This is a genomic window from Kitasatospora sp. NPDC057223 (assembly GCF_042669755.1).
In the GTDB taxonomy this organism is placed as follows: domain Bacteria; phylum Actinomycetota; class Actinomycetes; order Streptomycetales; family Streptomycetaceae; genus Kitasatospora.
The window spans coordinates 1-21,052 of the sequence record NZ_JBHUWW010000064.1; the positions used below are offsets into that span (position 1 = coordinate 1).

Here is a 21,052-nt window from a genome sequence, read left to right on the forward strand (position 1 = left end):
GTCCGGGGCTTCCGGGCGTCCGGGCCCACCGCCCGCCCGGGGTCGCGGCCGGCCCGGCCACCGGCCCCGGTGGCCCGGGCGGCCGGGCGGTCGCCGGCGGCGGTTTCGCTTATCCTCGAAAGAGTGGCCATTTCGGCCATACGTCGTAGAACCGGCATAAGCCGCAGATGCGAGGACGGGACCAGATGGCCGATCACCGGAAGGGCCGCAGCCGTCGCAGCCGCGCCCTGAGGATCGCCACGTGCACCCTCGTCGCCCTCGTGGTGCTCGGCGGTGCCGCGGCCGGGTACGCGTACTGGAAGTTCAACGGGAACATCAAGAGCGTCGACATCGACGCCACCCTCGGCACCTCCCGGCCCCCGGCGGCCACCGACGGCTCCTTCAACCTGCTCGTGCTCGGCTCCGACTCGCGGGCCGGCAGCAACGGCACGCTGGCCGGCGGTGACACCGCCGACACCGCCCGTTCGGACACCGCCATGGTCGTGCACGTCAACCAGGACCACTCCCGCGCCGAGGTCGTCTCCATCCCGCGCGACACCCTGGTCAGCCGCCCGGCCTGCACCGACGCCGCGGGCCGGGCGACGCCCGCCGTGCAGCGGGCGATGTTCAACAGCGCGTACGAGACCGGTGGCGCGGCGTGCGCGGTGAAGACCACCGAGCTGCTCACCGGCCTGCGGATGAACCACTACGTCGAGATCGACTTCTCCGGCTTCGCGCACGTCATCGACTCCATAGGCGGGGCCACCGTGACGACCACGGTGGCCATCCACGACAAGGACAGCGGGCTGGACCTCGCGGCCGGCACCCACCACCTCAACGGCACCCAGGCGCTCGCCTTCGTCCGCACCCGGCACGGCATCGGCAACGGCAGCGACCTGGGCCGGATCGAGCTCCAGAAGCAGATGCTGAAGTCCGTCATGCAGCAGGTCGGCGACATCGGACTGCTCTCCAATCCGGTCAAGCTCTGGTCCGTCGGCGACACCCTCACCCGCAGCATCACCACCGACTCCGACCTGGCCTCGGTCAACTCCCTGGTCGGCCTCGCGCAGTCGCTGAAGAACATCGGCCCCGAGCAGCTGTCGATGGTCACCCTGCCCGTCGTGACGGCCCCCAGCGACCCGAACCGGGTGGTCGCCCAGCAGCCCGGGGCAGGGCAGCTGTGGGCGGCCCTGAAGGCCGACCAGCCCGTCCCGCCGTCCGTCGTGGCCGCCCAGGCCGGCAACCCCGCCACGACGCCGTCCGGGCAGGCCTCGGCCAAGCCCTCGGCGCGCGCCACGGCGAGCCCGTCGGCGACCCCGGCCGACGGGTAGGGCCGCAGGCCGGACGTGCCCGGAATATCCCTGCCCGGTCCCCGGTTTGGGAAGAAGCGGACAGTCCTGGCAGACTGGTCCGTCGGTCCCGGTTCACGTGCCGCTGTCAGAGCTGCCGACCCGGTGCCCTCCCGAACCTAGGAGAACCCCTTGAAGCCCAACGTTCACCCCGAGTACGTGGTCACCAACGTGACCTGCACCTGTGGCAACGAGTTCACCACCCGTTCCACCGAGCAGGGCGGCGTCATTCGCGCCGAGGTCTGCTCGCAGTGCCACCCGTTCTACACCGGCAAGCAGAAGATCATGGACACCGGTGGCCGCGTCGCCCGCTTCGAGGCGCGCTTCGGCAAGACCCACAGCACGAAGCAGGCCGAGCAGGCCTAGCGCTCTTTCGGCGCCGGTCTCCTGCGCCCCCGCATTGCGACGGGGGCCCGGGGGCCGGCGCCGTTCGCGTCCCGCCACCGCGCCGCTCGCGCCGCCCCGCCGTCCCCGCCGATCAATCCGGAAGTAGGCCATCCCATGTTCGAGGCAGTCGAAGAGCTCCTCGTCGAGCACGCCGCCCTCGAAGAGAGGCTGGCCGACCCGTCCGTCCACGCCGACCAGGCGAACGCCCGCAAGCTGTCCAAGCGCTACGCGGAGCTGACGCCGATCACGGTCGCGTACCGCGCCTGGCGGCAGGCCGGCGAGGACATCGAGGCGGCCCGCGAGTTCGCGGCCGAGGACCCGGACTTCTACGCCGAGGTGAAGTCCTCCGAGGCCCGCCAGGCCGAGCTGACCGAGGAACTGCGGCTGCTGCTCGTCCCCCGCGACCCGAACGACGAGAAGGACGTCATCCTGGAGATCAAGGCGGGCGAGGGCGGCGAGGAGTCCGCCCTGTTCGCCGGCGACCTGCTCCGGATGTACCTGCGCTACGCGGAGCGGGTGGGCTGGAAGACCGAGTTCATCGACTCCAACGAGTCCGACCTCGGCGGCTACAAGGACGTCTCGGTCGCCGTGAAGACCCGCGGCACCATCGAGCCCGGCCAGGGCGTCTGGGCCCGGCTCAAGTACGAGGGCGGCGTGCACCGCGTGCAGCGGGTGCCCGCGACCGAGTCGCAGGGCCGGATCCACACCTCGGCGGCGGGCGTGCTGGTCACCCCCGAGGCCGAGGAGGTCGAGGTGGAGGTCCACGCGAACGATCTGCGGATCGACGTGTACCGCTCCTCGGGCCCCGGCGGCCAGTCCGTCAACACCACCGACTCGGCCGTCCGGATCACCCACCTGCCGACCGGTATCGTGGCTTCCTGCCAGAACGAGAAGAGCCAGCTCCAGAACAAGGAGTCGGCGATGCGTATCCTGCGCTCACGGCTGCTGGCCGCCGCGCAGGAGGCCGCCGATCTGGAGGCCTCGGACGCGCGCCGCAGCCAGGTCCGCACGGTGGACCGCTCGGAGCGCATCCGGACGTACAACTACCCGGAGAACCGCATCTCGGACCACCGCACGGGCTACAAGTCGTACAACCTGGACCAGGTCCTGGACGGCGACCTCAGCCCCGTGATCCAGTCCTGTGTGGACGCCGACGCGGCGGCCAAGCTCGCCGCGACACAACAGAACTGAGCAAACCCGGCCCGCGAACAACGACCGGGCTGCGCCGGAAGGGGTACGTACGGATGAACCTGCTGCTCGCCGAGGTGGCCCAGGCCACCCAGCGGTTGGCCGCGGCCGGCGTGCCGTCGCCGCGCTTCGACGCGGAGGAACTCGCCGCACACATCCACAACGTCAAGCGCAGCCAGCTGCACACCGTCGCGGACGCCGACTTCGACGCCCGCTACTGGGAGGCGATCTCGCGCCGCGAGGCCCGCGAGCCGCTCCAGCACATCACCGGCCGGGCCTTCTTCCGGTACCTGGAGCTGGAGGTCGGCCCCGGGGTGTTCGTGCCCCGCCCGGAGACCGAGACGGTCGTCGAGTGGGCCATAGACGCCGTCCGGGACATGGACGTCGCCGAGCCGCTGGTGGTCGACCTGTGCACCGGCTCCGGCGCCATCGCGCTCGCGCTCGCGCAGGAGCTCCCGCGCTCCCAGGTGCACGCCTTCGAGCTGGACGAGGGCGCCATGCGCTACACCCGGCGCAACATCGCCGCCAGCTCCGACCGGGCCCGGGTCACCCTGCACGCCGGTGACGCCACCCGCGCGTTCGAGGACGACCGCTCCTGGGACGGCCGCTTCGACCTGGTGATCAGCAACCCGCCGTACATCCCGCTCACCGAGTGGGAGTACGTCGCGCCCGAGGCCCGCGACCACGACCCGCAGATGTCCCTGTTCTCCGGCGAGGACGGCCTGGACACCATCCGCGGCATCGAGCGGGTCGCCGCCCGCCTGCTGCGGCCCGGCGGAGCCGTCGTGATCGAGCACGCGGACACCCAGGGCGGCCAGGTGCCGTGGATCTTCAACGAGGAGGGCGGCTGGACGGACGCCGCCGACCACCGCGACCTGAACAACCGGCCGCGCTTCACGACGGCCCGCAAGGCGTCGTTGTGAACACCAGACACAGCACCACCGCGCGCAAGGCCTCGCTGTGACCGTGACCGTGACCGTGCATGCCATGAGCCATCCCGGAAGGGGACCGCACCGATGAGCCGCCGCTACGACTGTGCCGACGCAGGGGACCGCGCCACCGGACTTCGCGAGGCCGCCGCGGCGATCCGCCGCGGCGAGATCGTCGTGCTCCCGACCGACACCCTCTACGGCGTCGGCGCCGACGCCTTCTCCCCGGAGGCCGTGGCCGCGCTGCTGGCCGCCAAGGGCCGCGGGCGCAACATGCCGTCCCCCGTGCTGGTCGGTTCGCCGACCACCCTGCACGGCCTGGTCACCGACTTCTCCGAGCAGGCCTGGGAGCTGGTCGACGCCTTCTGGCCCGGCGGCCTCACCCTGGTCGCCAAGCACCAGCCCTCGCTGCGCTGGGACCTCGGCGAGACCCGGGGCACCGTCGCCGTCCGGATGCCGCTGCACCCGGTCGCGATCGAGCTGCTGAACACCACCGGCCCGCTCGCCGTCTCCAGTGCCAACCGCACCGGCGGCCCGTCGCCGGCCACCTGCGACGAGGCGGACGAGCAGCTCGGCGACTCCGTCTCGGTGTACCTCGACGGCGGCCGGGCCGACCACGCGACCGCCTCCACCATCGTCGACGTGACGGGCAAGGTCCCGGTCCTGCTGCGGGCCGGCGCGATCAGCGCCGAGCAGCTGAGGGAGGTCGTCCCCGACCTGGAGGCCGGCAGTTGACGGCCACCTCCCTCCATGCGGGGCCCGGTATATCGCCGTACCTGAGCGTTTCGCCCCGCCCGCTGGACCACTTCCGGATCCTCTTCGTCTGCACCGGGAACATCTGCCGCTCGCCGATCGCCGAGCGGCTCACCCGGCGTGAACTCGACAGCCGGCTGAACCCCCGGGTGGCCGGCCGGATCCTGGTGGAGAGCGCCGGCACCTGGGGCCACGAGGGCGCCCCGATGGAGGCGCACGCCGCCACCGTCCTCGACGAGTACGGCGCGGACAGCGGCGGCTTCGCCGGCCGCGAGCTGCTCGACGAGCACGTGGTCGAGGCCGACCTGGTGCTCACCGCGACCCTGGACCACCGTGCCCAGGTGATCTCGATGGGCCACGCGGCCGGGCTGCGCACCTTCACCCTGAAGGAGTTCACCCGCCTGGTGCGCACGATCGACCCGGGCACGCTGCCCGACCCGCGCCGGGGCGCCGACGTCACCGAGCGGGCCCGCGCGCTCGTCCGGGCGGCGGCCGCGCTGCGCGGCTGGCTGCTCGCGGCGACCCCGGAGTCGGACGAGGTGGACGACCCGTACGGCGCCCCGATCGGGATGTTCCGCAACTGCGGCGAGGAGATATTCCACGCCCTGGACCCGGTGGTCACCGCGCTGACCGGTGTCCAGCCGCCGCGCCGGGAACCGCTGCACTGACACCCCGTCCGGGGCAGCGGCGGCCCTGACGGGTGCAGGCGCGCCCGCGTCGGCGGGCCGGGCCGACGACCCGGTCCTACGCTGGAGGAACCACCCCGCCGCTGCCCGGGAGTTCCGTCATGACCGTCACCGATGCCCCGACCGGCCACTCCGCCACCGGCCACGCCGGGAGGGCCCGGTGGCAGCCCGTGCAGGCCCTGCGGGAGGCCGATCCGCAACTGGCCGACCTGCTGGCCGCGGAGGGCGAGCGCCGGGCCGAGAGCCTGCAGCTGCTGGCCGGCGAGAACCTCACCAGTCCGGCGGTGCTGGCCGCCCTCGGCGGCCCGCTGATCGACAAGTACGCCGAGGGCTACCCGGGCCGGCGCCACCACAGCGGGTGCACCCTGGCGGACGCCGCCGAGCTGCTGGCCGTCGACCGGGCCCGCGGGCTGTTCTCCGCCGCACACGCCAACGTGCAGCCCCGGTCGGCCACTTCGGCGATGCTGGCGGCCTACGCGGCGCTGCTGAAGCCGGGCGACGTGGTGCTGTCGATGTCGCTGGAGCACGGCGGGCACCTCAGCTGCGGCTCGCGCGCCAACTTCTCCGGCCGCTGGTTCGAGTTCGTCGGCTACGGGGTCCGTGAGGAGGACGGGCTGGTCGACCTCGACCAGGTCCGCGAGCTGGCCCGCCGGCACCGCCCCAAGGCGATCATCGCGGGCGGCATCTCCTACCCCCGCCACCTCGACTGGGCGGCCTTCCGGCGGATCGCCGAAGAGGTGGACGCCTACCTGATCGCCTCCGCCGCGCAGACCATCGGCCTGGTCGCCGGGGGAGCGGCGCCCTCGCCCGTCCCGTACGCGGACGTCACGGTCGCCGCCACCCACAAACTGCTGCGCGGCCCGCGCGGCGGCCTGCTGCTCTGCACGGCGGAGCTGGCGGACCGGATCGACCGGGCGGTCTTCCCGTTCACCCAGGGCGGCGCCGCGATGAACGAGGTGGCCGGCAAGGCGGTGGCCTTCGCCGAGGCGGCGACCCCGCGGTACGGCGAGTACGTGCGCCGGGCGGTGGCCGGCGCACAGGCGCTCGCCGCCGGGCTGGCCGACGCGGGGCTGCGTCCGACGACCGGCGGGACGGACACCCACCTGGTGACGGCCGACGTCTCGCCGCTCGGCATCAGCGGGGCCGAGGCCGAGCGCCGGTGTTCGGCGGTCGGCCTGATGCTCGGCAAGTGCGCCCTGCCCTACGACCCGGCGCCCGCCACCGAGACCTCCGGCATCCGGCTGGGCACCGGGGCGGTCGCGGCGCAGGGCCTGGGCGAACGCGAGCTCACCGAGATCGCCGGGCTGATCGGACAGGTGCTCCGGGACGGCCCGCACCCCCGGATCGGGGAGCGGGTGCGGGAGCTCGCGGGGGGTCTCGCCGGCCGCTGACGGCCCCGGCCCCGGGGGCCGGATCCGGATCCGTACCCGCAGGGGCGAACCACGATGCGTGCCGTCGGCGTCCGACTCAATAAGGTGTGTGCCGTGGCGACGCACCTCGAACCCCGGAAGAGCGCGGGAGTACCTTCGGTATTCACCCGTCGGACTGTGATGCTGGAGGCCCGTGATGCGTGAGTATCTGCTGGTCCTGTTCTGCACCGCAGCTGTCACCTACCTGCTGACCGGCCCGGTCCGGAAGTTCGCCATCGTGGCCGGCGCGATGCCGCCGGTGCGCGCCCGCGACGTGCACCGCGAGCCGACTCCCCGGCTCGGCGGCATCGCGATGTTCGGCGGACTCTGCGCGGGCATCCTGGTCGCCTCCCAACTCGACAACCTGAGCAAGGCGTTCGTCGAGGGCTCGGACATCCGGGCCCTGCTCTCCGGCGCCGGGATCATGTGGATCCTCGGCGTGCTGGACGACAAGTGGGGCGTCGACGCCCTGGTGAAGCTCGGCGGCCAGATGATCGCCGCGGGTGTCATGGTCTGGCAGGGCATCACGGTGATCTCGCTGCCGCTGCCCGGCTTCAAGACGATGACCGTCGGCCCGACCCAGGGCATGGTCATCTCGGTCGCCCTGGTCGTCATCATGGTCAACGCGGTGAACTTCATCGACGGCCTGGACGGCCTGGCGGCCGGCATGGTCTGCATCGCCGCGATCGCCTTCTTCCTGTACTCGTACCGGCTCTGGTACGGCTACACGATCAGTGCCGCCGCCCCCGCGGTGCTGTTCAGCGCGCTGCTGATCGGGATGTGCCTGGGCTTCCTGCCGCACAACCTGCACCCGGCCCGGATCTTCATGGGCGACTCGGGCTCGATGATGCTCGGCCTGATGCTCGCGGTGTCGGCGATCTCCATCACCGGCCGGGTCGACCCCGACCTGCTGACCGACCGCACCGAGTCGCAGACCGTCACCGTGCACACGCTGGTGCCCGTCTACATCCCGCTGCTGCTGCCGCTGACCGTCATCGCCCTGCCGCTGGCCGACCTGCTGCTCGCGGTGGTGCGCCGGACCTGGGCCGGCAAGTCGCCGTTCGCGGCCGACAAGCAGCACCTGCACCACCGGCTGCTGCAGGTCGGGCACTCGCACAGCCGGGCCGTGCTGATCATGTACTTCTGGGCCGCGCTGATCGCCTTCGGCACGGTGGCCTTCTCGGTCACCAACACCGGCCGCACGGTGGTGCTGACCATCGCCGGGCTGTCCCTGCTGGGCATCGTGGTGCTGCTGATCCCGCGGTTCCGCCCGCACGCCCCGCAGGCGGTGCAGGCCTTCGTCCCGCCGCGCTACCGCAAGCCGGAGCAGGAGCAGGAGGCCGGCGACCCCGCCGGTGGCGCCGCGGGCGCCGGCCCCGCGATGGCCGAGCTGTCGGCCGAGGACAAGCAGATCCTCGGGCGGATGGGCACCGGTGCCTCGGCGGTCGGCGGCGCGCACGGCCGGGGCCGGGGCTCGCGGCAGGGCTCGCACGAGGGCTCGCGGCAGGGCTGACCGGCGCGTACGTGGGTTGACGGGCGCATCTGATGATCCGTCAATCCGGTTCACCCGTACGGCGGCACGATTGGGCCGTCGGTGTGACAGGTACCACACGTTCATGGTAAAGCTCTCATCAAATAGTTTGTGATACCGTTCACGAGTACTGAGAACACGCCGAAAGACCTGACAGGTGGAGGACTTCCGTCCCTGGTCGGGTCTCCCTCGACGGGCTCGCCGCCAAGCGGCCGGCCTGCGGCGACCCTCTCGGTAGGTGCCACCCACCGCACTGTGCGCCCGTCCCCCCGTCTCCCCGACATGCCGCCGGAGTTGCCGACATGCCGTCCCCCGACGCCCGGATCATCCGCGGCGCCGCAATCCCCACTGCGGTCGCCGGTGTCATCGCCATGGCGATCTCGGCCGCCGTCGTCGGTGGCAAGGGACTGCTCGGCGCGTTCTTCGCGACCCTGCTCGTGATGGTCTTCTTCGCCTCCGGTCAGGTCGCGCTCGACCGGCTGACCAGGAACAACCCGCAGATGATGATGGCTGCGGGCCTGCTGGTCTACACCACGCAGATCCTGCTGGTGGGCGTCGTTCTCGCAGTGTTCAAGCGCACGACGCTCTTCGACACCAAGGTCTTCGGGTTCACGCTGCTCGGCTGTGTTCTGATCTGGACGGGCTTCCAGGTGCGCGGCGCGATGAAGGCGAAGATCTACTACGTCCAGCCCGACGCCTCCGAAAACAAGGCCGACAAGCCTTCGGACTCGGGGCGTCAACAGTGACGAGGCCCAACTGTCCCCCCAACGAGGGGGGCGGTGTTTATGCCGTCCTGACGGGCTGCTATCGTCCGTCGCAACAACGGAGTACGGGAAGAGGCCTGGTCCATCCGCTCGACGGACGGATCGCCCCCCGGCCCCGCGCAGTCTTCGATGATCCCGCGTCGGTGCACCGCACCGCCGCGCCGGGTCGGCGAGAAACCCATCAAGTTCCAGTGCCGCACCGTGGCCGCAGGCCACGCCGACACACCGAGGTTGCCGTAACCATGCGTCACGACGAAGGAGTCCGTGGTGAGTGCTGACCAGCTCACGCCGCTCGCCTCAGAGGCTGGCTGCCACCTGTTCTCCGGCTGCGGCTTTCCTGCCCCCGGCCTGAACGAGTTCCAGTTCGAGCCGATTTTCACGATCGGCAGCGTCGAGTTCAACAAGCCGATGCTGCTGTCGGTCATCGCAGCTCTTCTGGTCATCGGCTTCTTCTGGGCGGCGTTCGCCAGGCCGAAGCTCCTCCCCGGCAAGCTGCAGCTGGTCGGTGAGATCGGCTACGACTTCGTCAAGCGCAGCATCGTGCTGGAGACCATCGGCAAAAAGGGCGAGAAGTACGTCCCGATGCTGGTCTCGATGTTCTTCTTCGTCTGGATCATGAACATCATGTCCGTGATCCCGTTCGCCCAGTTCCCGGTGACGGCGGCGATCGGATTCCCGGCCGGCCTCGCGGCCGTGGTCTGGGTGACGTACATGGGCCTGACGTTCAAGAAGCACGGTTTCGTCGGCGGTCTGAAGAACCTCTGCTGGCCGTCCGGGATTCCCGGCTGGGTCATGTTCATCCTGGTGCCGATCGAGTTCTTCTCGAACATCTTCGTGCGCCCCTTCACGCTCGCGGTCCGAGCCTTCGCGAACATGTTCGCCGGCCACCTGCTGATCGTGATGTTCTCCATTGCCTCCTGGTACCTGCTCAGCCCGAGCCTCGGTGCGCTCTACGGCTCCGCCTCGTTCATCGTGGCGGTCGGCCTCACCGGCTTCGAGCTGCTGGTCCAGTTCCTGCAGGCCTACATCTTCGTGATGCTGGCCAGCAGCTACATCGCCGGTGCCCTCGAAGAGGCGCACTGAGCACTGCGGCCCCGGCCGCAAACCCCCGCACTCCCGGTGGCCAACCACCACCGGTTCTCCACCCCGCAAAGGATTAGCAGAGATGTCCGCTCTCGCTGAGGTCACCGGTTCCGTCGCGTCCATCGGCTACGGCCTTGCTGCGATCGGCCCCGGCATCGGTGTCGGTCTGATCTTCGGCAACGGTGTGCAGGCCATGGCCCGCCAGCCCGAGGCTGCCGGCCTGATCCGCTCCAACATGTTCATCGGCTTCGCGCTGACCGAGGCGCTCGCCCTCATCGGCATCGTCATGCCGTTCGTGTTCGGTGTCTGATTCCGACACACCGGTAGCCCTTTTCGACGAAAGGTTCTGATATGAACCCCGCGGTCTTCCTCGCGGAAGAGGGGGAGAAGATGAACCCTCTCCTCCCCGCATGGCCCGAGGTCATCATCGGCCTGCTCTGCTTCTTCATCGTCTTCGGCCTCCTCGGCAAGAAGCTCCTGCCCAGCATCGAGAAGGTGCTGGCGGACCGCCGGGACGCCATTGAGGGCGGCATGGAGCGGGCCGCGACCGCTCAGGCCGAGGCTCAGGCCTTGCTTGAGCAGTACCGTGCCGAGCTCGCCGAGGCGCGCCACGAGGCCGCTCGGATCACCGAGCAGGCGCGTGAGCAGGGCGCTGCCCTGGTCGTGGAGATGCGCGAGGAGGGCCAGCGTCAGCGCGAGGCCATCGTCGCCGCGGGCCACGCCCAGATCGAGGCCGACAAGAAGGCGGCGACCGCCGTCCTGCGTCACGACGTGGGTTCGCTGGCCTCGCAGCTGGCCTCCCGCATCGTGGGCGAGTCCCTGGAGGACTCCGCCCGCCAGAGTGGCGTCATCGACCGCTTCCTGGAGGACCTGGAGGCCAAGGCCGCCGGTTCCAAGGCGGCTGCCAAGTGATCGGCGCGAGCCGTGAGGCCCTCGCCGCAGGGCGGCAGAACCTCGACAGCCTGACCGACTCCACCACGGTGGACGCGGCCAAGGTCGCCGAGGAGCTCACCGCCGTCACGGTCCTGCTGGACCGCGAGGTGTCGCTTCGCCGGGTGCTGACCGACCCTTCGCGGTCCGGTCAGGACAAGGCCCGGCTGGTCGGCTCGCTGCTGGCCGGCCAGGTCTCCGGCGAGACGGTGGACCTGGTCTCCGGCCTGGTCCGCTCCCGCTGGTCGGGCGCGCGTGACCTGGTGGACGCCACCGAGGAGCTCGCCGCGTACGCCGAGGTCATCGCCGCCGACAAGGCCGGTGTCCTGGACGACGTCGAGGACGAGGTCTTCCGGTTCGGCCGGATCGTCAGCGGCTCGAACGAGCTGCGCAGCGGCCTCACCGAGCCCAAGGCCGGCCGCGTCGCCAAGAGCGAGCTGGTCGTCAAGCTGCTCGGCGGCCGGGCCAACCCGGGCACCGTGCGGCTCGTGACCAACCTGGTCGCCAACCCGCGTGGCCGTAGCCTGGAACAGGGCCTGGAGTCCTACTCCAAGCTCGCTGCCGCCCGGCGCGGTCGCGTGGTGGCCCTGGTCACCAGCGCGGTCCCGTTGTCGGACAGCCAGAAGGAGCGCCTGTCGGGCGCCCTGGGCCGGCTGTACGGCCGCCAGGTCCACCTGAACATCGACGTGGACCCCTCGGTCCGCGGCGGCGTCCGGGTGCAGATCGGCGACGAGATCATCGACGGCACCGTGTCGAGCCGCCTCGAAGGCGCTCGCCAGGCCCTCGAAGGCTGACACCGAGCACCGAGCTACATCCGACCCTCGGTCGGGAGCCGGTCCCGCACGGCGGGAACCGGTAAAACGTACGGCCGGATCGCAACGACCCGGCCGAGAGTCGAATACTTGCGGCCCTCAATGGCGGGCCGAGGATCGCAAACTAGGAGAGCAGGGAAGCCTGATGGCGGAGCTTACGATCCGTCCGGAGGAAATCCGGGACGCGCTGGCCGACTTTGTCCAGTCGTACCAGCCGGACGCCGCCTCGCGTGAAGAGGTCGGTACGGTCACTGACACGGCGGACGGTATTGCCCATGTCGAGGGTCTTCCCTCGGTCATGGCGAACGAGCTGCTGAAGTTCGAGGACGGTACCCTCGGCCTCGCGCTGAACCTCGACACCCGCGAGATCGGTGTCGTCGTCCTCGGCGAGTTCAGCGGTATCGAAGAGGGCCAGACGGTGCACCGCACCGGCGAGGTCCTCTCCGTCCCGGTCGGCGAGGGCTACCTCGGCCGCGTCGTGGACCCGCTGGGCAACCCGATCGACGGTCTGGGTGACATCGTCTCCACCGGCCGCCGTGCCCTGGAGCTGCAGGCCCCCGGCGTCATGGTCCGCAAGTCGGTCCACGAGCCGATGCAGACCGGCATCAAGGCCATCGACGCGATGACCCCGATCGGCCGCGGCCAGCGCCAGCTGATCATCGGCGACCGCCAGACCGGCAAGACCGCGGTGGCGATCGACACGATCATCAACCAGCGCGACAACTGGCGCTCGCAGGACCCGAACAAGCAGGTCCGCTGCATCTACGTCGCCATCGGCCAGAAGGGCTCCACCATCGCCTCGGTGCGTGGCGCCCTGGAGGAGGCCGGCGCGCTGGAGTACACCACCATCGTGGCCGCTCCCGCCTCCGACCCCGCGGGCTTCAAGTACCTCGCCCCGTACACCGGCTCGGCCATCGGCCAGGAGTGGATGTACGACGGCAAGCACGTCCTCATCATCTTCGACGACCTGTCGAAGCAGGCCGAGGCGTACCGCTCCGTGTCGCTGCTGCTCCGCCGTCCGCCGGGCCGCGAGGCCTACCCGGGCGACGTCTTCTACCTGCACTCCCGCCTGCTGGAGCGCTGCGCGAAGCTCTCCGACGAGCTGGGCGCCGGCTCGATGACCGGTCTGCCGATCATCGAGACGAAGGCCAACGACGTCTCGGCGTACATCCCGACCAACGTCATCTCGATCACCGACGGCCAGTGCTTCCTGGAGTCCGACCTGTTCAACGCCGGCATCCGCCCGGCCGTGAACGTCGGTATCTCGGTCTCCCGCGTCGGTGGCTCCGCCCAGATCAAGGCCATGAAGTCGGTCGCCGGCCGCCTGCGCCTGGACCTGGCCCAGTACCGTGAGCTGGAGGCGTTCGCCGCCTTCGGTTCCGACCTGGACCCGGCCTCCAAGGCCCAGCTGGAGCGCGGTGCGCGCATGGTCGAGCTGCTCAAGCAGGGCCAGTACCAGCCGTTCCCGGTCGAGGAGCAGGTCGTCTCCATCTGGGCCGGCACCACCGGCAAGCTGGACGACGTACCGGTGGCGGACATCCGCCGCTTCGAGCGCGAGTTCCTGGACCACCTGCGCCTGCAGCACAAGGACCTGCTCGTCGGCATCGTGGAGACCAGCAAGCTGGAGGACGGCACGATCGACGCGCTGACCGCCGCGATCTCCGCCTTCAAGCAGGGCTTCACCACCGCCGACGGCAAGCTCCTCGGCGAGCAGGCCTGAGTCCGGTAGCGAGGGAAAGGACGTAACGACCCATGGGAGCACAGCTTCGGGTCTACAAGCGCCGGATCCGCTCTGTCACCGCGACGAAGAAGATCACCAAGGCGATGGAGATGATCTCCGCGTCGCGCATCGTCAAGGCGCAGCGCGCGGTGGCCGCCTCCACTCCGTACGCCGACGAGCTCACCCGGGCGGTGACGGCGGTGGCCACCCGGTCCAACGCCAAGCACCCGCTCACCACCGAGAACCCGCAGGCCAAGACGGCCGCAGTCCTGCTGATCACGGCGGACCGCGGCCTGGCCGGCGGCTACTCGACCAACGCCATCAAGCAGGCGACCGCTCTCAGTGAGCGGCTGCGGGCCGAGGGCAAGGACGTGGTGACGTACATCGTCGGCCGTAAGGGCGTCTCGTACTACAACTTCCGCCACCGTGAGGTCGCGGCAGCGTGGACGGGATTCTCGGACAAGCCGACGTACGGCGACGCCAAGACGGTCGCGAGCGAGCTCATCGAGGCGTTCACGGCGGAGACCGGCGGGGTGGACGAGCTCCACCTGGTCTCCACCGAGTTCGAGTCGATGCTGACGCAGAACGCCGTCGAGGCCCGGCTGCTGCCGCTGAAGCTGGACGAGGTCCAGCTCAGCGACAACAAGCCGGCCAAGTCGGAGATCTTCCCGCTGTACGACTTCGAGCCGTCGGCCGAGGGCGTCCTCGACGCACTGCTGCCGCGGTACGTCGAGAGCCGGATCTACAACGCGCTGCTGCAGTCTGCCGCTTCGGAGCACGCCGCCCGGCGTCGTGCGATGAAGTCCGCGACCGACAACGCGGAAGACCTCATCAAGGCGCTCACGCGACTTGCCAACTCGGCCCGACAGGCCGAGATCACCCAGGAAATCAGCGAGATCATCGGCGGCGCCAACGCCCTCGCCGACGCTAACGCGGGGAGTGAATAAGACATGACCACCACTGTTGAGCCGACCACGGCGACGGGCCGCGTCGCGCGGGTCATCGGCCCGGTCGTCGACGTGGAGTTCCCCGTCGACGCGATTCCGCACATGTTCAACGCCCTCAAGCTCGACGTTGAGGCGCCGGACGGCAGCGGCAAGAAGACCCTGACGCTGGAGGTCGCGCAGCACCTCGGCGACGGTCTCGTCCGCGGCATCTCGATGCAGCAGACCGACGGTGTCGTCCGCGGCACCGAGGTCCGGGACACCGGCAAGGCCATCGAGGTCCCGGTCGGCCAGATCACCAAGGGCAAGGTCTTCAACGCCCTCGGTGAGGTCCTGAACGTCGACAAGGACGAGTTCGAGTCCCAGGTCGAGGTCCGCTGGCCGATCCACCGCAAGGCCCCGAACTTCTCCGACCTCGAGTCGAAGACCGAGATGTTCGAGACCGGCATCAAGGTCATCGACCTGCTCACCCCGTACGTCCAGGGTGGCAAGATCGGTCTGTTCGGTGGTGCCGGTGTCGGCAAGACCGTTCTGATCCAGGAAATGATCTACCGCGTCGCCGAGAACTTCGGTGGTGTGTCCGTGTTCGCCGGTGTCGGCGAGCGCACCCGTGAGGGCAACGACCTCATCCACGAGATGGTCGACTCGGGCGTTCTGGACAAGACCGCGCTGGTCTTCGGCCAGATGGACGAGCCGCCGGGCACCCGCCTGCGCGTCGCCCTGTCCGCTCTGACGATGGCGGAGTACTTCCGTGACGTCGAGCAGCAGGACGTCCTGCTCTTCATCGACAACATCTTCCGGTTCACCCAGGCCGGTTCCGAGGTGTCGACCCTGCTCGGCCGCATGCCCTCCGCGGTGGGCTACCAGCCGAACCTGGCCGACGAGATGGGCCTCCTCCAGGAGCGCATCACCTCGACCCGCGGTCACTCGATCACCTCGATGCAGGCGATCTACGTCCCCGCGGACGACCTGACCGACCCGGCGCCGGCCACCACCTTCGCCCACCTCGACGCGACGACGGTTCTCTCCCGTCCGATCTCCGAGAAGGGCATCTACCCGGCCGTCGACCCGCTGGACTCCACGTCCCGCATCCTGGACCCCCGCTACATCGCGCTGGACCACTACGACACGGCCATCCGTATCAAGGGGATCCTGCAGAAGTACAAGGACCTCCAGGACATCATCGCCATCCTCGGCATCGACGAGCTGGGCGAGGAGGACAAGCTCACCGTCCACCGTGCCCGTCGGATCGAGCGCTTCCTCTCGCAGAACACCTACGTGGCGAAGCAGTTCACCGGTGTCGAGGGCTCGACCGTGCCGCTGTCGGAGACCATCGAGGCCTTCAACGCGATCGCGGACGGCAAGTACGACTCCGTTCCCGAGCAGGCCTTCTTCATGTGCGGTGGCATCGAGGACCTCGAGAAGAACGCCGCCGAGCTCGCCAAGAAGTAGTCGCGACCGGCGGGTAGCAGCTGAGTGACCGTGAGGGGTGGCCCCGAGCCCTGGGGACCACCCCTCACGGCGCACTCACTGTGATTCCGGTCATCTCCGTGCCGCCGGTTTCATCTCCGGGGCGCGGGCCCGTTATTCTTACCGAAACTCCCGAGCAATCGGGCGTTGCAAGAGCCTAGGAGCCCACGTTGGCTGAGCTGCACGTCGAGCTGGTCGCAGCCGACCGCAAGGTGTGGTCCGGTGCGGCCACCATCGTTGTCGCCCGTACGGCCTCCGGTGACACCGGCATCATGCCGGGTCACACCCCGGTGCTGAGCGTGCTGGAGTCCGGCCCGGTCACCATCCGGACCACGGACGGCGGCACCGTCGTCGCCGCGGTGCACGGCGGCTTCATCTCCTTCGCCGACAACAAGCTTTCTCTGCTCGCGGAGATCGCCGAGCTGGCGGACGAGATCGACGTCAACCGCGCGGAGCGCGCGCTCGAACTCGCGAAGAACGAGAGCGACGCACACGCCGAGCGCCGCGCCGAGGTCCGCCTCGTCGCAGCGGGCCGCCGCAAGGCAGCCTGAACGTAGCAGGACCGACGGTCCCGGGGACGCGCGAGCGTGACCCCGGGACTGTCGTATCAGTTGGTAGGACAGCGCGGCCGCTCGGTAGGGCCGATTCGGGGTACGCAGGCAGCGAGGAGGTCGGTGAGCATGGTCCTCGCCCTTGTGGTGTGCGCGGCGGTCGTGGCGCTCGGTGTGGCGGGCCTGGTGGCCTTCGCCGTACGCCGGCGGGTGATCCAGCGCGTCGGCGGAACGTTCGACTGCAGTTACCGGCTCAAAATGCCGGCCGACGCCTCCACGCAGCCCGACCTCGACGAGAACGGCAAACCCACCTCAGCCCCGGTTCCGCAGACCGACGGCAAGGGGTGGGTTTTTGGTATCGGCCGCTACAGCGGCGACTCCATCGAGTGGTTCCGGGTCTTCTCCTACGCCCCGCGCCCCCGCCGGGTCCTGCCGCGCCGCGAGATCGAGGTCCTCGGCCGCCGCTACCCCGAGGGCCAGGAGGAACTGGCCCTGCTCTCCGGCTCCGTCGTCCTTCGCTGCCTCCACAAGGGATCCCCCCTGGAACTCGCCATGAGCGACGACGCCCTCACCGGCTTCCTCGCCTGGCTGGAGGCGGCACCCCCCGGCCAGCGGGTCAACGTCGCGTAGGTTCGCCCACCCGTTCGAGTGGGTTGTGCGGGGATCCACACCTCCGCGCGGATCGCCGCGCCTAGCGTGTGCGGCGTTGGTTGTGCCACGGCACCGCGCCCGCCCACACTGTACGGAGGAGGTGTGTTCTCGATGACTGCTCTCAGGCCTGAAGAATTCTTCGATCTGGACGAGGCCCCGACCATCGACGAGGTTCTCTGGCAGGCCTGGCTCGCACTGGAACTCCCTGAAGGCTTTCATGCCGAGATCGTCGAGGGGTTCATCGAGGTGTCGCCGACCGGACGTCTGACGCATGCGCTTGTGGCCAACCGCCTCCGGCGTGGCATGGATGCCTTCCTGGGCGGTAGCGGATTTGCCGCGTACCAGGACATGAACGTGATCCACGGGAAGAAGGCCTGGATCCCCGACGTGCTGGTGGCGGCGGAGGACTACGAGGCCGAGCCGGCTCAGCTCGGTGTCGCCGGCGGAGACGTGAAGCTCGCCGCCGAGGTGGTGTCGCGCGGTCACGAGGACCGCAAGCGTGACCGGGTACGCAAGCGCAGGGAATACGCCCGGGCCGGCATCCCGGTTTACGTGATCATCGACGACTTCGACGGCGACGGCCATGTCACCGTGCTGACGGATCCGCACCAGGACCGGGCGACCTACGAGGCGGAGGTCCGCGTCCCGTACGGCACCGAGGTCACCGTTCCCGAGGGCCCCGCGAAGGGGTTTGTGATCGGCGTCGCAATCACCGGTGAGCCCCGGCAGGGCTGAGTAGTCTGCTGTCCATGGTCAACCTGACGCGTATCTACACCCGCACCGGCGACGACGGCACCACGGCGCTCGGTGACATGAGCCGGACCACCAAGACGGACCCGCGGCTGATCGCCTACGCGGACACCAACGAGGCGAACGCCGCGATCGGCGTGGCCATCGCCGCGGGCGGGCTCGCCGAGGACGTGTCGGCGGTGCTGACCCGGGTGCAGAACGATCTGTTCGACGTCGGCGCGGATCTCGCCACCCCGGTGGTGGAGGACCCGAAGTACCCGCCGCTGCGGGTGCTCCAGACGTACGTGGACCGGCTGGAGGCGGACTGCGACCACTTCCTGGAGTCGCTGGAGAAGCTCCGCAGCTTCATCCTCCCCGGCGGTACGGCCGGAGCCGCGTACCTGCACCTGGCCTGCACTGTGGTGCGGCGGGCGGAGCGGGCCACCTGGGCCGCGATCGAGGTGCACGGCGACAGCGTGAACCCGCTCACCGCGAAGTACCTCAACCGGCTCTCCGACCTGCTGTTCATCCTCGCCCGGGCTGCCAACAAGGAGCAGGGTGACGTGCTCTGGGTGCCGGGCGAGAACCGCTGACCGGGCGGATCCCCGGCCGGGTCCCTAGCGCGGCCGCCTGGGGAACACGGTGTAGCTGGCCGCGACGGCCAGGCTGACACCCGTCACCCAGGCCATCCGCGGGTACCAGGCGGTGAGCGGGGCGGCCTGTCCGGAGTCGTCCAGCAGCAGGACCATGGCGGTGATCAGAGCGGTGGTGAGGGCCGCCGCCGCCAGGGTGCGGCCGAAGATCCGCCACTCGTGGGCGGCCCGGTCGCGGCCGTACTTCGGTGCGCCGGGTGGTTTCGGCCCGCCGGCGAGGCGGTGGGCGACGTGGCCGTCGGCCCAGCGGACCAGTGAGTGGCCGTACGCGACGGTGAAGCCGACATAGGCGGCGGCCAGTCCGTGGGTGGCGGCGGGGGCGGCGCCGCGCCGCAGGTCGAGTACGGTCGCGCTGAGGACGAGCAGGTCGACCAGGGGCAGGCAGAGCAGCAGCGCGGTGCTGACCCGGCGCCGTGCGAGCAGGTAGCGGGCGGCGAGGCCGAGGGCGAGAAGGACCCAGAAGCCCAGCTCGCCGGCCAGGACGAGGGTGACGATCACGGCGGACTCCTCCCGGGGCGGTGTGTTCCTCCAGCCTGGCGGGGCGGGGCGGCCCGGGCGTCGTCGCGGGTGCTGACCGGCGCCTGCATCCTTCGATGTACGGCGTCTCCTCCCCCCGGTCCGCGCGTGCGGCCGCGCCGGATGGTGGGATGGACCCGTGACCGGATTCAGCCTCACCCCCCGCCAGGAGGACCGCGCGATCGCCCTGGCCGGGCTGCTCGGCGGCCTGATCCTGATCGCCACCGGCGCGTACGACAACAGCGGGCGCATCCCGGCCGGGCTGGCGGTGCTGCCGCTGTGCGCGATGGCCGGTCTGGAACTGCTGCGCCGCACGCACACGGTGTGGACGGTCTGCCTCGGCGGCCTGGTGTTCGCCGGCAACATCTTCGCCGGGTCGGTGGTCGCCACCGTGATCATGTACACCGACCTGCTGTACGCGGCCGTGCTCTACGGCTCGAAGCGGATGTCCGTGATCCTGCACCTCACCGGCGCGGGCTCCACCATCGTGCTGAGCACGCTGACGGTGCTGTACGGCTCGGTGTCCGCCGCGCTGCTGGTGGCGGTCTTCTCCGCGCTGGTCTTCATCGCGCCGGTCTGGACGGCGGACCTGCTGCGCCGGCACCGCGACGAGGCCGACGCGGAGCGGCTGCGCGCGCAGCAGACCGCGCTGCTCTCCGAGATGGACCGGCGCGGCGCCGTCGTCGCCGAGCGGGCCCGGATGGCCCGCGAACTGCACGACGTGATCGCCAACCACCTCTCCGCCATCGCGATCCACGCGACGGGTGCGCAGTCCGTGGCCCGCCGTCAGGAGCGCCCGGCGGACGATCCGCTGGTGGCCGCATTGGCGGTGATCCGCGAGAACAGCGTGCAGGGGCTGGCGGAGATGCGGCGGATGATCGGACTGCTGCGCTCCAGCGGCGGTGGTGAGGCCGACGCCTCCTACGCGGCCCCCGAACTGGACGCGGTGGACGCACTGCTCGCCAGCGCGCGGGCGGCGGGGCAGGACGCCGGGCTGGCCTTCGAGGCCCGCGAGGAGGGTGAGCGCGGGGCGCTGGCGGTGCCGGTGGAGCTGGCGGCGTACCGGATCGTCCAGGAGTCGCTGACCAACGCGTTGAAGCACGCCGCGCCGGGCACCGTCCGGCTCTGTCTGACGTACCGGCCGGAGGAGTTGGAGATCTCGGTGGAGAGCCCCTACCGGGCGGGCGAGGGCGGCAGGGTGCTGCCGGGCGCGCGGGCCGGGCTGGTCGGGATGCGGGAGCGCGCGGCCCTGCTCGGCGGGAGCTTCGAGGCGGGGGAGCGCGAGGGGCGGTGGAGGGTCCGTGCGGTGCTGCCGCGCGGGTCGGCGGTTTCGGCGGAGGAAGGGAAGGGCCGGTCATGACGATCCGGGTGCTGGTGGCCGAGGACCAGGCGGCGGTGCGGGCCGCGCTGGTGATGATCCTGGGCGCCGAGCCGGGGCTGGAGGTGGTGGGGGAGGCGGCCGACGGCGAGGAGGCCGTGCGCCTCGCGCTGGAGCTGCGGCCCGACGTGGTGCTGATGGACATCCAGATGCCGCGGCTGGACGGCGTCTCCGCGACCCGCCAGGTGGTGGACGCGGGGGCGGCGCAGGTCCTGGTGCTGACCACCTTCGACCTGGACGAGTACGTGTACGGGGCGCTGCGGGCCGGGGCGGCGGGGTTCCTGCTGAAGGACCTGGAGGCGGACACGCTGGTCGAGGGCATCATGACGGTGGCCCGCGGCGACGGCATGCTGGCGCCGTCGGTGACCAGGCGGCTGATCGGCACCTTCGCCCGCCCGGGCCGGCCGGTCGGCGCCGAGGCCCGGACGGCGGTGGACGGGCTGACGCCGCGTGAGCGGGAGGTGCTGTCCTGCATCGGCGCCGGGCTGTCGAACGGTGAGATCGCGACCCGCCTCGACATGGCGGAGGCGACCACCAAGACGCACGTCAGCCGGATCCTGGCCAAGCTGGAGCTCCGCAACCGGGTCCAGGCCGCGATCCTGGCGCAGGACCTGGGGCTGCGGATGGGCTGAGCGGCGGT

Annotated in this window: 23 protein-coding genes; 22 read left to right on the forward strand and 1 reads right to left on the reverse strand. The window is 70.5% G+C overall.

Translation table 11 applies throughout. From position 1 onward, the window contains the following. Positions 1-185 precede the first annotated feature (185 nt). The 20 genes from ACFUK0_RS22240 to ACFUK0_RS22335 all read left to right on the forward strand — a co-directional run bounded on the left by ACFUK0_RS22240 (position 186) and on the right by ACFUK0_RS22335 (position 18,458). Entirely contained in the window at positions 186-1,310 is a 1,125-nt protein-coding gene (locus ACFUK0_RS22240; protein WP_380252812.1) for an LCP family protein, read from the forward strand. A 150-nt stretch (positions 1,311-1,460) separates the two neighbouring features. Further along, positions 1,461-1,694: a 50S ribosomal protein L31 gene (gene rpmE / locus ACFUK0_RS22245; protein WP_380252814.1), complete on the forward strand. Its 234-nt coding sequence runs from the start codon at positions 1,461-1,463 to the stop codon at positions 1,692-1,694. A gap of 135 nt (positions 1,695-1,829) precedes the next feature. Further along, positions 1,830-2,906 (forward strand): peptide chain release factor 1, encoded by a 1,077-nt coding sequence (prfA, locus tag ACFUK0_RS22250; protein WP_380252816.1) that lies wholly within the window; start codon positions 1,830-1,832, stop codon positions 2,904-2,906. 53 nt (positions 2,907-2,959) lie between these two features. Then, positions 2,960-3,826, forward strand: coding sequence for a peptide chain release factor N(5)-glutamine methyltransferase (prmC, locus tag ACFUK0_RS22255; RefSeq protein WP_380252818.1), 867 nt, complete (start codon positions 2,960-2,962; stop codon positions 3,824-3,826). 93 nt (positions 3,827-3,919) lie between these two features. Continuing rightward, positions 3,920-4,567, forward strand: coding sequence for an L-threonylcarbamoyladenylate synthase (locus ACFUK0_RS22260; RefSeq protein WP_380252820.1), 648 nt, complete (start codon positions 3,920-3,922; stop codon positions 4,565-4,567). 29 nt (positions 4,568-4,596) lie between these two features. After that, positions 4,597-5,253 carry a protein-tyrosine-phosphatase gene (locus tag ACFUK0_RS22265; protein WP_380252896.1) on the forward strand — a complete coding sequence of 219 codons (657 nt, stop codon included), beginning with the start codon at positions 4,597-4,599 and terminating at the stop codon, positions 5,251-5,253. A gap of 119 nt (positions 5,254-5,372) precedes the next feature. After that, positions 5,373-6,662 (forward strand): serine hydroxymethyltransferase, encoded by a 1,290-nt coding sequence (gene glyA, locus ACFUK0_RS22270; protein WP_380252822.1) that lies wholly within the window; start codon positions 5,373-5,375, stop codon positions 6,660-6,662. Between the two features lie 175 nt (positions 6,663-6,837). Beyond that, positions 6,838-8,193 carry an MraY family glycosyltransferase gene (locus ACFUK0_RS22275; RefSeq protein WP_380252824.1) on the forward strand — a complete coding sequence of 452 codons (1,356 nt, stop codon included), beginning with the start codon at positions 6,838-6,840 and terminating at the stop codon, positions 8,191-8,193. 320 nt (positions 8,194-8,513) lie between these two features. Further along, positions 8,514-8,957, forward strand: coding sequence for a hypothetical protein (locus ACFUK0_RS22280; protein WP_380252826.1), 444 nt, complete (start codon positions 8,514-8,516; stop codon positions 8,955-8,957). Positions 8,958-9,242: 285 nt separating this feature from the next. Continuing rightward, positions 9,243-10,058 (forward strand): F0F1 ATP synthase subunit A, encoded by an 816-nt coding sequence (gene atpB / locus ACFUK0_RS22285; RefSeq protein ID WP_380252828.1) that lies wholly within the window; start codon positions 9,243-9,245, stop codon positions 10,056-10,058. Positions 10,059-10,140: 82 nt separating this feature from the next. Next, positions 10,141-10,368, forward strand: coding sequence for an ATP synthase F0 subunit C (atpE, locus tag ACFUK0_RS22290; protein ID WP_073926122.1), 228 nt, complete (start codon positions 10,141-10,143; stop codon positions 10,366-10,368). Positions 10,369-10,409: 41 nt separating this feature from the next. Continuing rightward, positions 10,410-10,970 (forward strand): F0F1 ATP synthase subunit B, encoded by a 561-nt coding sequence (locus ACFUK0_RS22295; RefSeq protein ID WP_380252830.1) that lies wholly within the window; start codon positions 10,410-10,412, stop codon positions 10,968-10,970. Beyond that, entirely contained in the window at positions 10,967-11,782 is an 816-nt protein-coding gene (locus ACFUK0_RS22300; protein WP_380252832.1) for a F0F1 ATP synthase subunit delta, read from the forward strand. Before ACFUK0_RS22295 ends, ACFUK0_RS22300 begins: the two co-directional genes overlap by 4 nt. A 163-nt stretch (positions 11,783-11,945) precedes the next feature. Then, the gene (gene atpA, locus ACFUK0_RS22305; RefSeq protein ID WP_380252834.1) at positions 11,946-13,520 is read left to right on the forward strand and encodes a F0F1 ATP synthase subunit alpha; all 1,575 of its coding nucleotides are present in this window, start codon (positions 11,946-11,948) and stop codon (positions 13,518-13,520) included. Positions 13,521-13,552: 32 nt separating this feature from the next. After that, positions 13,553-14,467 carry a F0F1 ATP synthase subunit gamma gene (locus ACFUK0_RS22310; protein WP_380252836.1) on the forward strand — a complete coding sequence of 305 codons (915 nt, stop codon included), beginning with the start codon at positions 13,553-13,555 and terminating at the stop codon, positions 14,465-14,467. Between the two features lie 3 nt (positions 14,468-14,470). Next, complete coding sequence (gene atpD / locus ACFUK0_RS22315; RefSeq protein ID WP_380252838.1) at positions 14,471-15,916, forward strand: F0F1 ATP synthase subunit beta; 1,446 nt, start codon at positions 14,471-14,473, stop codon at positions 15,914-15,916. 188 nt (positions 15,917-16,104) lie between these two features. Continuing rightward, entirely contained in the window at positions 16,105-16,485 is a 381-nt protein-coding gene (locus tag ACFUK0_RS22320) for a F0F1 ATP synthase subunit epsilon (protein ID WP_380252840.1), read from the forward strand. Between the two features lie 129 nt (positions 16,486-16,614). Further along, positions 16,615-17,115, forward strand: a complete 501-nt coding sequence (locus ACFUK0_RS22325; protein ID WP_380252842.1) for a DUF2550 domain-containing protein — start codon at positions 16,615-16,617, stop codon at positions 17,113-17,115. Positions 17,116-17,247: 132 nt separating this feature from the next. Beyond that, entirely contained in the window at positions 17,248-17,871 is a 624-nt protein-coding gene (locus tag ACFUK0_RS22330) for a Uma2 family endonuclease (RefSeq protein ID WP_380252898.1), read from the forward strand. Between the two features lie 14 nt (positions 17,872-17,885). Then, positions 17,886-18,458 (forward strand): cob(I)yrinic acid a,c-diamide adenosyltransferase, encoded by a 573-nt coding sequence (locus tag ACFUK0_RS22335; protein ID WP_380252844.1) that lies wholly within the window; start codon positions 17,886-17,888, stop codon positions 18,456-18,458. A 24-nt stretch (positions 18,459-18,482) separates the two neighbouring features. Here the strand turns inward: ACFUK0_RS22335 and ACFUK0_RS22340 are convergent, their stop codons facing one another. Beyond that, the gene (locus ACFUK0_RS22340) at positions 18,483-19,016 is read right to left on the reverse strand and encodes a hypothetical protein (protein ID WP_380252846.1); all 534 of its coding nucleotides are present in this window, start codon (positions 19,014-19,016) and stop codon (positions 18,483-18,485) included. A 157-nt stretch (positions 19,017-19,173) separates the two neighbouring features. On the opposite strand from ACFUK0_RS22340, the gene ACFUK0_RS22345 reads away from it, so the two are divergent. Together ACFUK0_RS22345 and ACFUK0_RS22350 are read left to right on the forward strand one after the other, a co-directional pair. Next, complete coding sequence (locus ACFUK0_RS22345) at positions 19,174-20,394, forward strand: sensor histidine kinase (protein ID WP_380252848.1); 1,221 nt, start codon at positions 19,174-19,176, stop codon at positions 20,392-20,394. Continuing rightward, the gene (locus ACFUK0_RS22350; protein ID WP_380252850.1) at positions 20,391-21,044 is read left to right on the forward strand and encodes a response regulator; all 654 of its coding nucleotides are present in this window, start codon (positions 20,391-20,393) and stop codon (positions 21,042-21,044) included. The genes ACFUK0_RS22345 and ACFUK0_RS22350 overlap by 4 nt, the downstream gene beginning before the upstream one ends. Positions 21,045-21,052: the final 8 nt, after the last annotated feature.

Bases quoted from the DNA above. Each gene is read 5' to 3' on its own strand.
- ACFUK0_RS22240 (WP_380252812.1), top strand. From the start codon at position 186: ATGGCCGATCACCGGAAGGGCCGCAGCCGTCGCAGCCGCGCCCTGAGG.
- prfA (WP_380252816.1), top strand. From the start codon at position 1,830: ATGTTCGAGGCAGTCGAAGAGCTCCTCGTCGAGCACGCCGCCCTCGAA.
- prmC (WP_380252818.1), top strand. From the start codon at position 2,960: ATGAACCTGCTGCTCGCCGAGGTGGCCCAGGCCACCCAGCGGTTGGCC.
- ACFUK0_RS22260 (WP_380252820.1), top strand. From the start codon at position 3,920: ATGAGCCGCCGCTACGACTGTGCCGACGCAGGGGACCGCGCCACCGGA.
- glyA (WP_380252822.1), top strand. From the start codon at position 5,373: ATGACCGTCACCGATGCCCCGACCGGCCACTCCGCCACCGGCCACGCC.
- ACFUK0_RS22275 (WP_380252824.1), top strand. From the start codon at position 6,838: ATGCGTGAGTATCTGCTGGTCCTGTTCTGCACCGCAGCTGTCACCTAC.
- ACFUK0_RS22280 (WP_380252826.1), top strand. From the start codon at position 8,514: ATGCCGTCCCCCGACGCCCGGATCATCCGCGGCGCCGCAATCCCCACT.
- atpE (WP_073926122.1), top strand. From the start codon at position 10,141: ATGTCCGCTCTCGCTGAGGTCACCGGTTCCGTCGCGTCCATCGGCTAC.
- ACFUK0_RS22295 (WP_380252830.1), top strand. From the start codon at position 10,410: ATGAACCCCGCGGTCTTCCTCGCGGAAGAGGGGGAGAAGATGAACCCT.
- atpA (WP_380252834.1), top strand. From the start codon at position 11,946: ATGGCGGAGCTTACGATCCGTCCGGAGGAAATCCGGGACGCGCTGGCC.
- ACFUK0_RS22310 (WP_380252836.1), top strand. From the start codon at position 13,553: ATGGGAGCACAGCTTCGGGTCTACAAGCGCCGGATCCGCTCTGTCACC.
- atpD (WP_380252838.1), top strand. From the start codon at position 14,471: ATGACCACCACTGTTGAGCCGACCACGGCGACGGGCCGCGTCGCGCGG.
- ACFUK0_RS22325 (WP_380252842.1), top strand. From the start codon at position 16,615: ATGGTCCTCGCCCTTGTGGTGTGCGCGGCGGTCGTGGCGCTCGGTGTG.
- ACFUK0_RS22330 (WP_380252898.1), top strand. From the start codon at position 17,248: ATGACTGCTCTCAGGCCTGAAGAATTCTTCGATCTGGACGAGGCCCCG.
- ACFUK0_RS22335 (WP_380252844.1), top strand. From the start codon at position 17,886: ATGGTCAACCTGACGCGTATCTACACCCGCACCGGCGACGACGGCACC.
- ACFUK0_RS22350 (WP_380252850.1), top strand. From the start codon at position 20,391: ATGACGATCCGGGTGCTGGTGGCCGAGGACCAGGCGGCGGTGCGGGCC.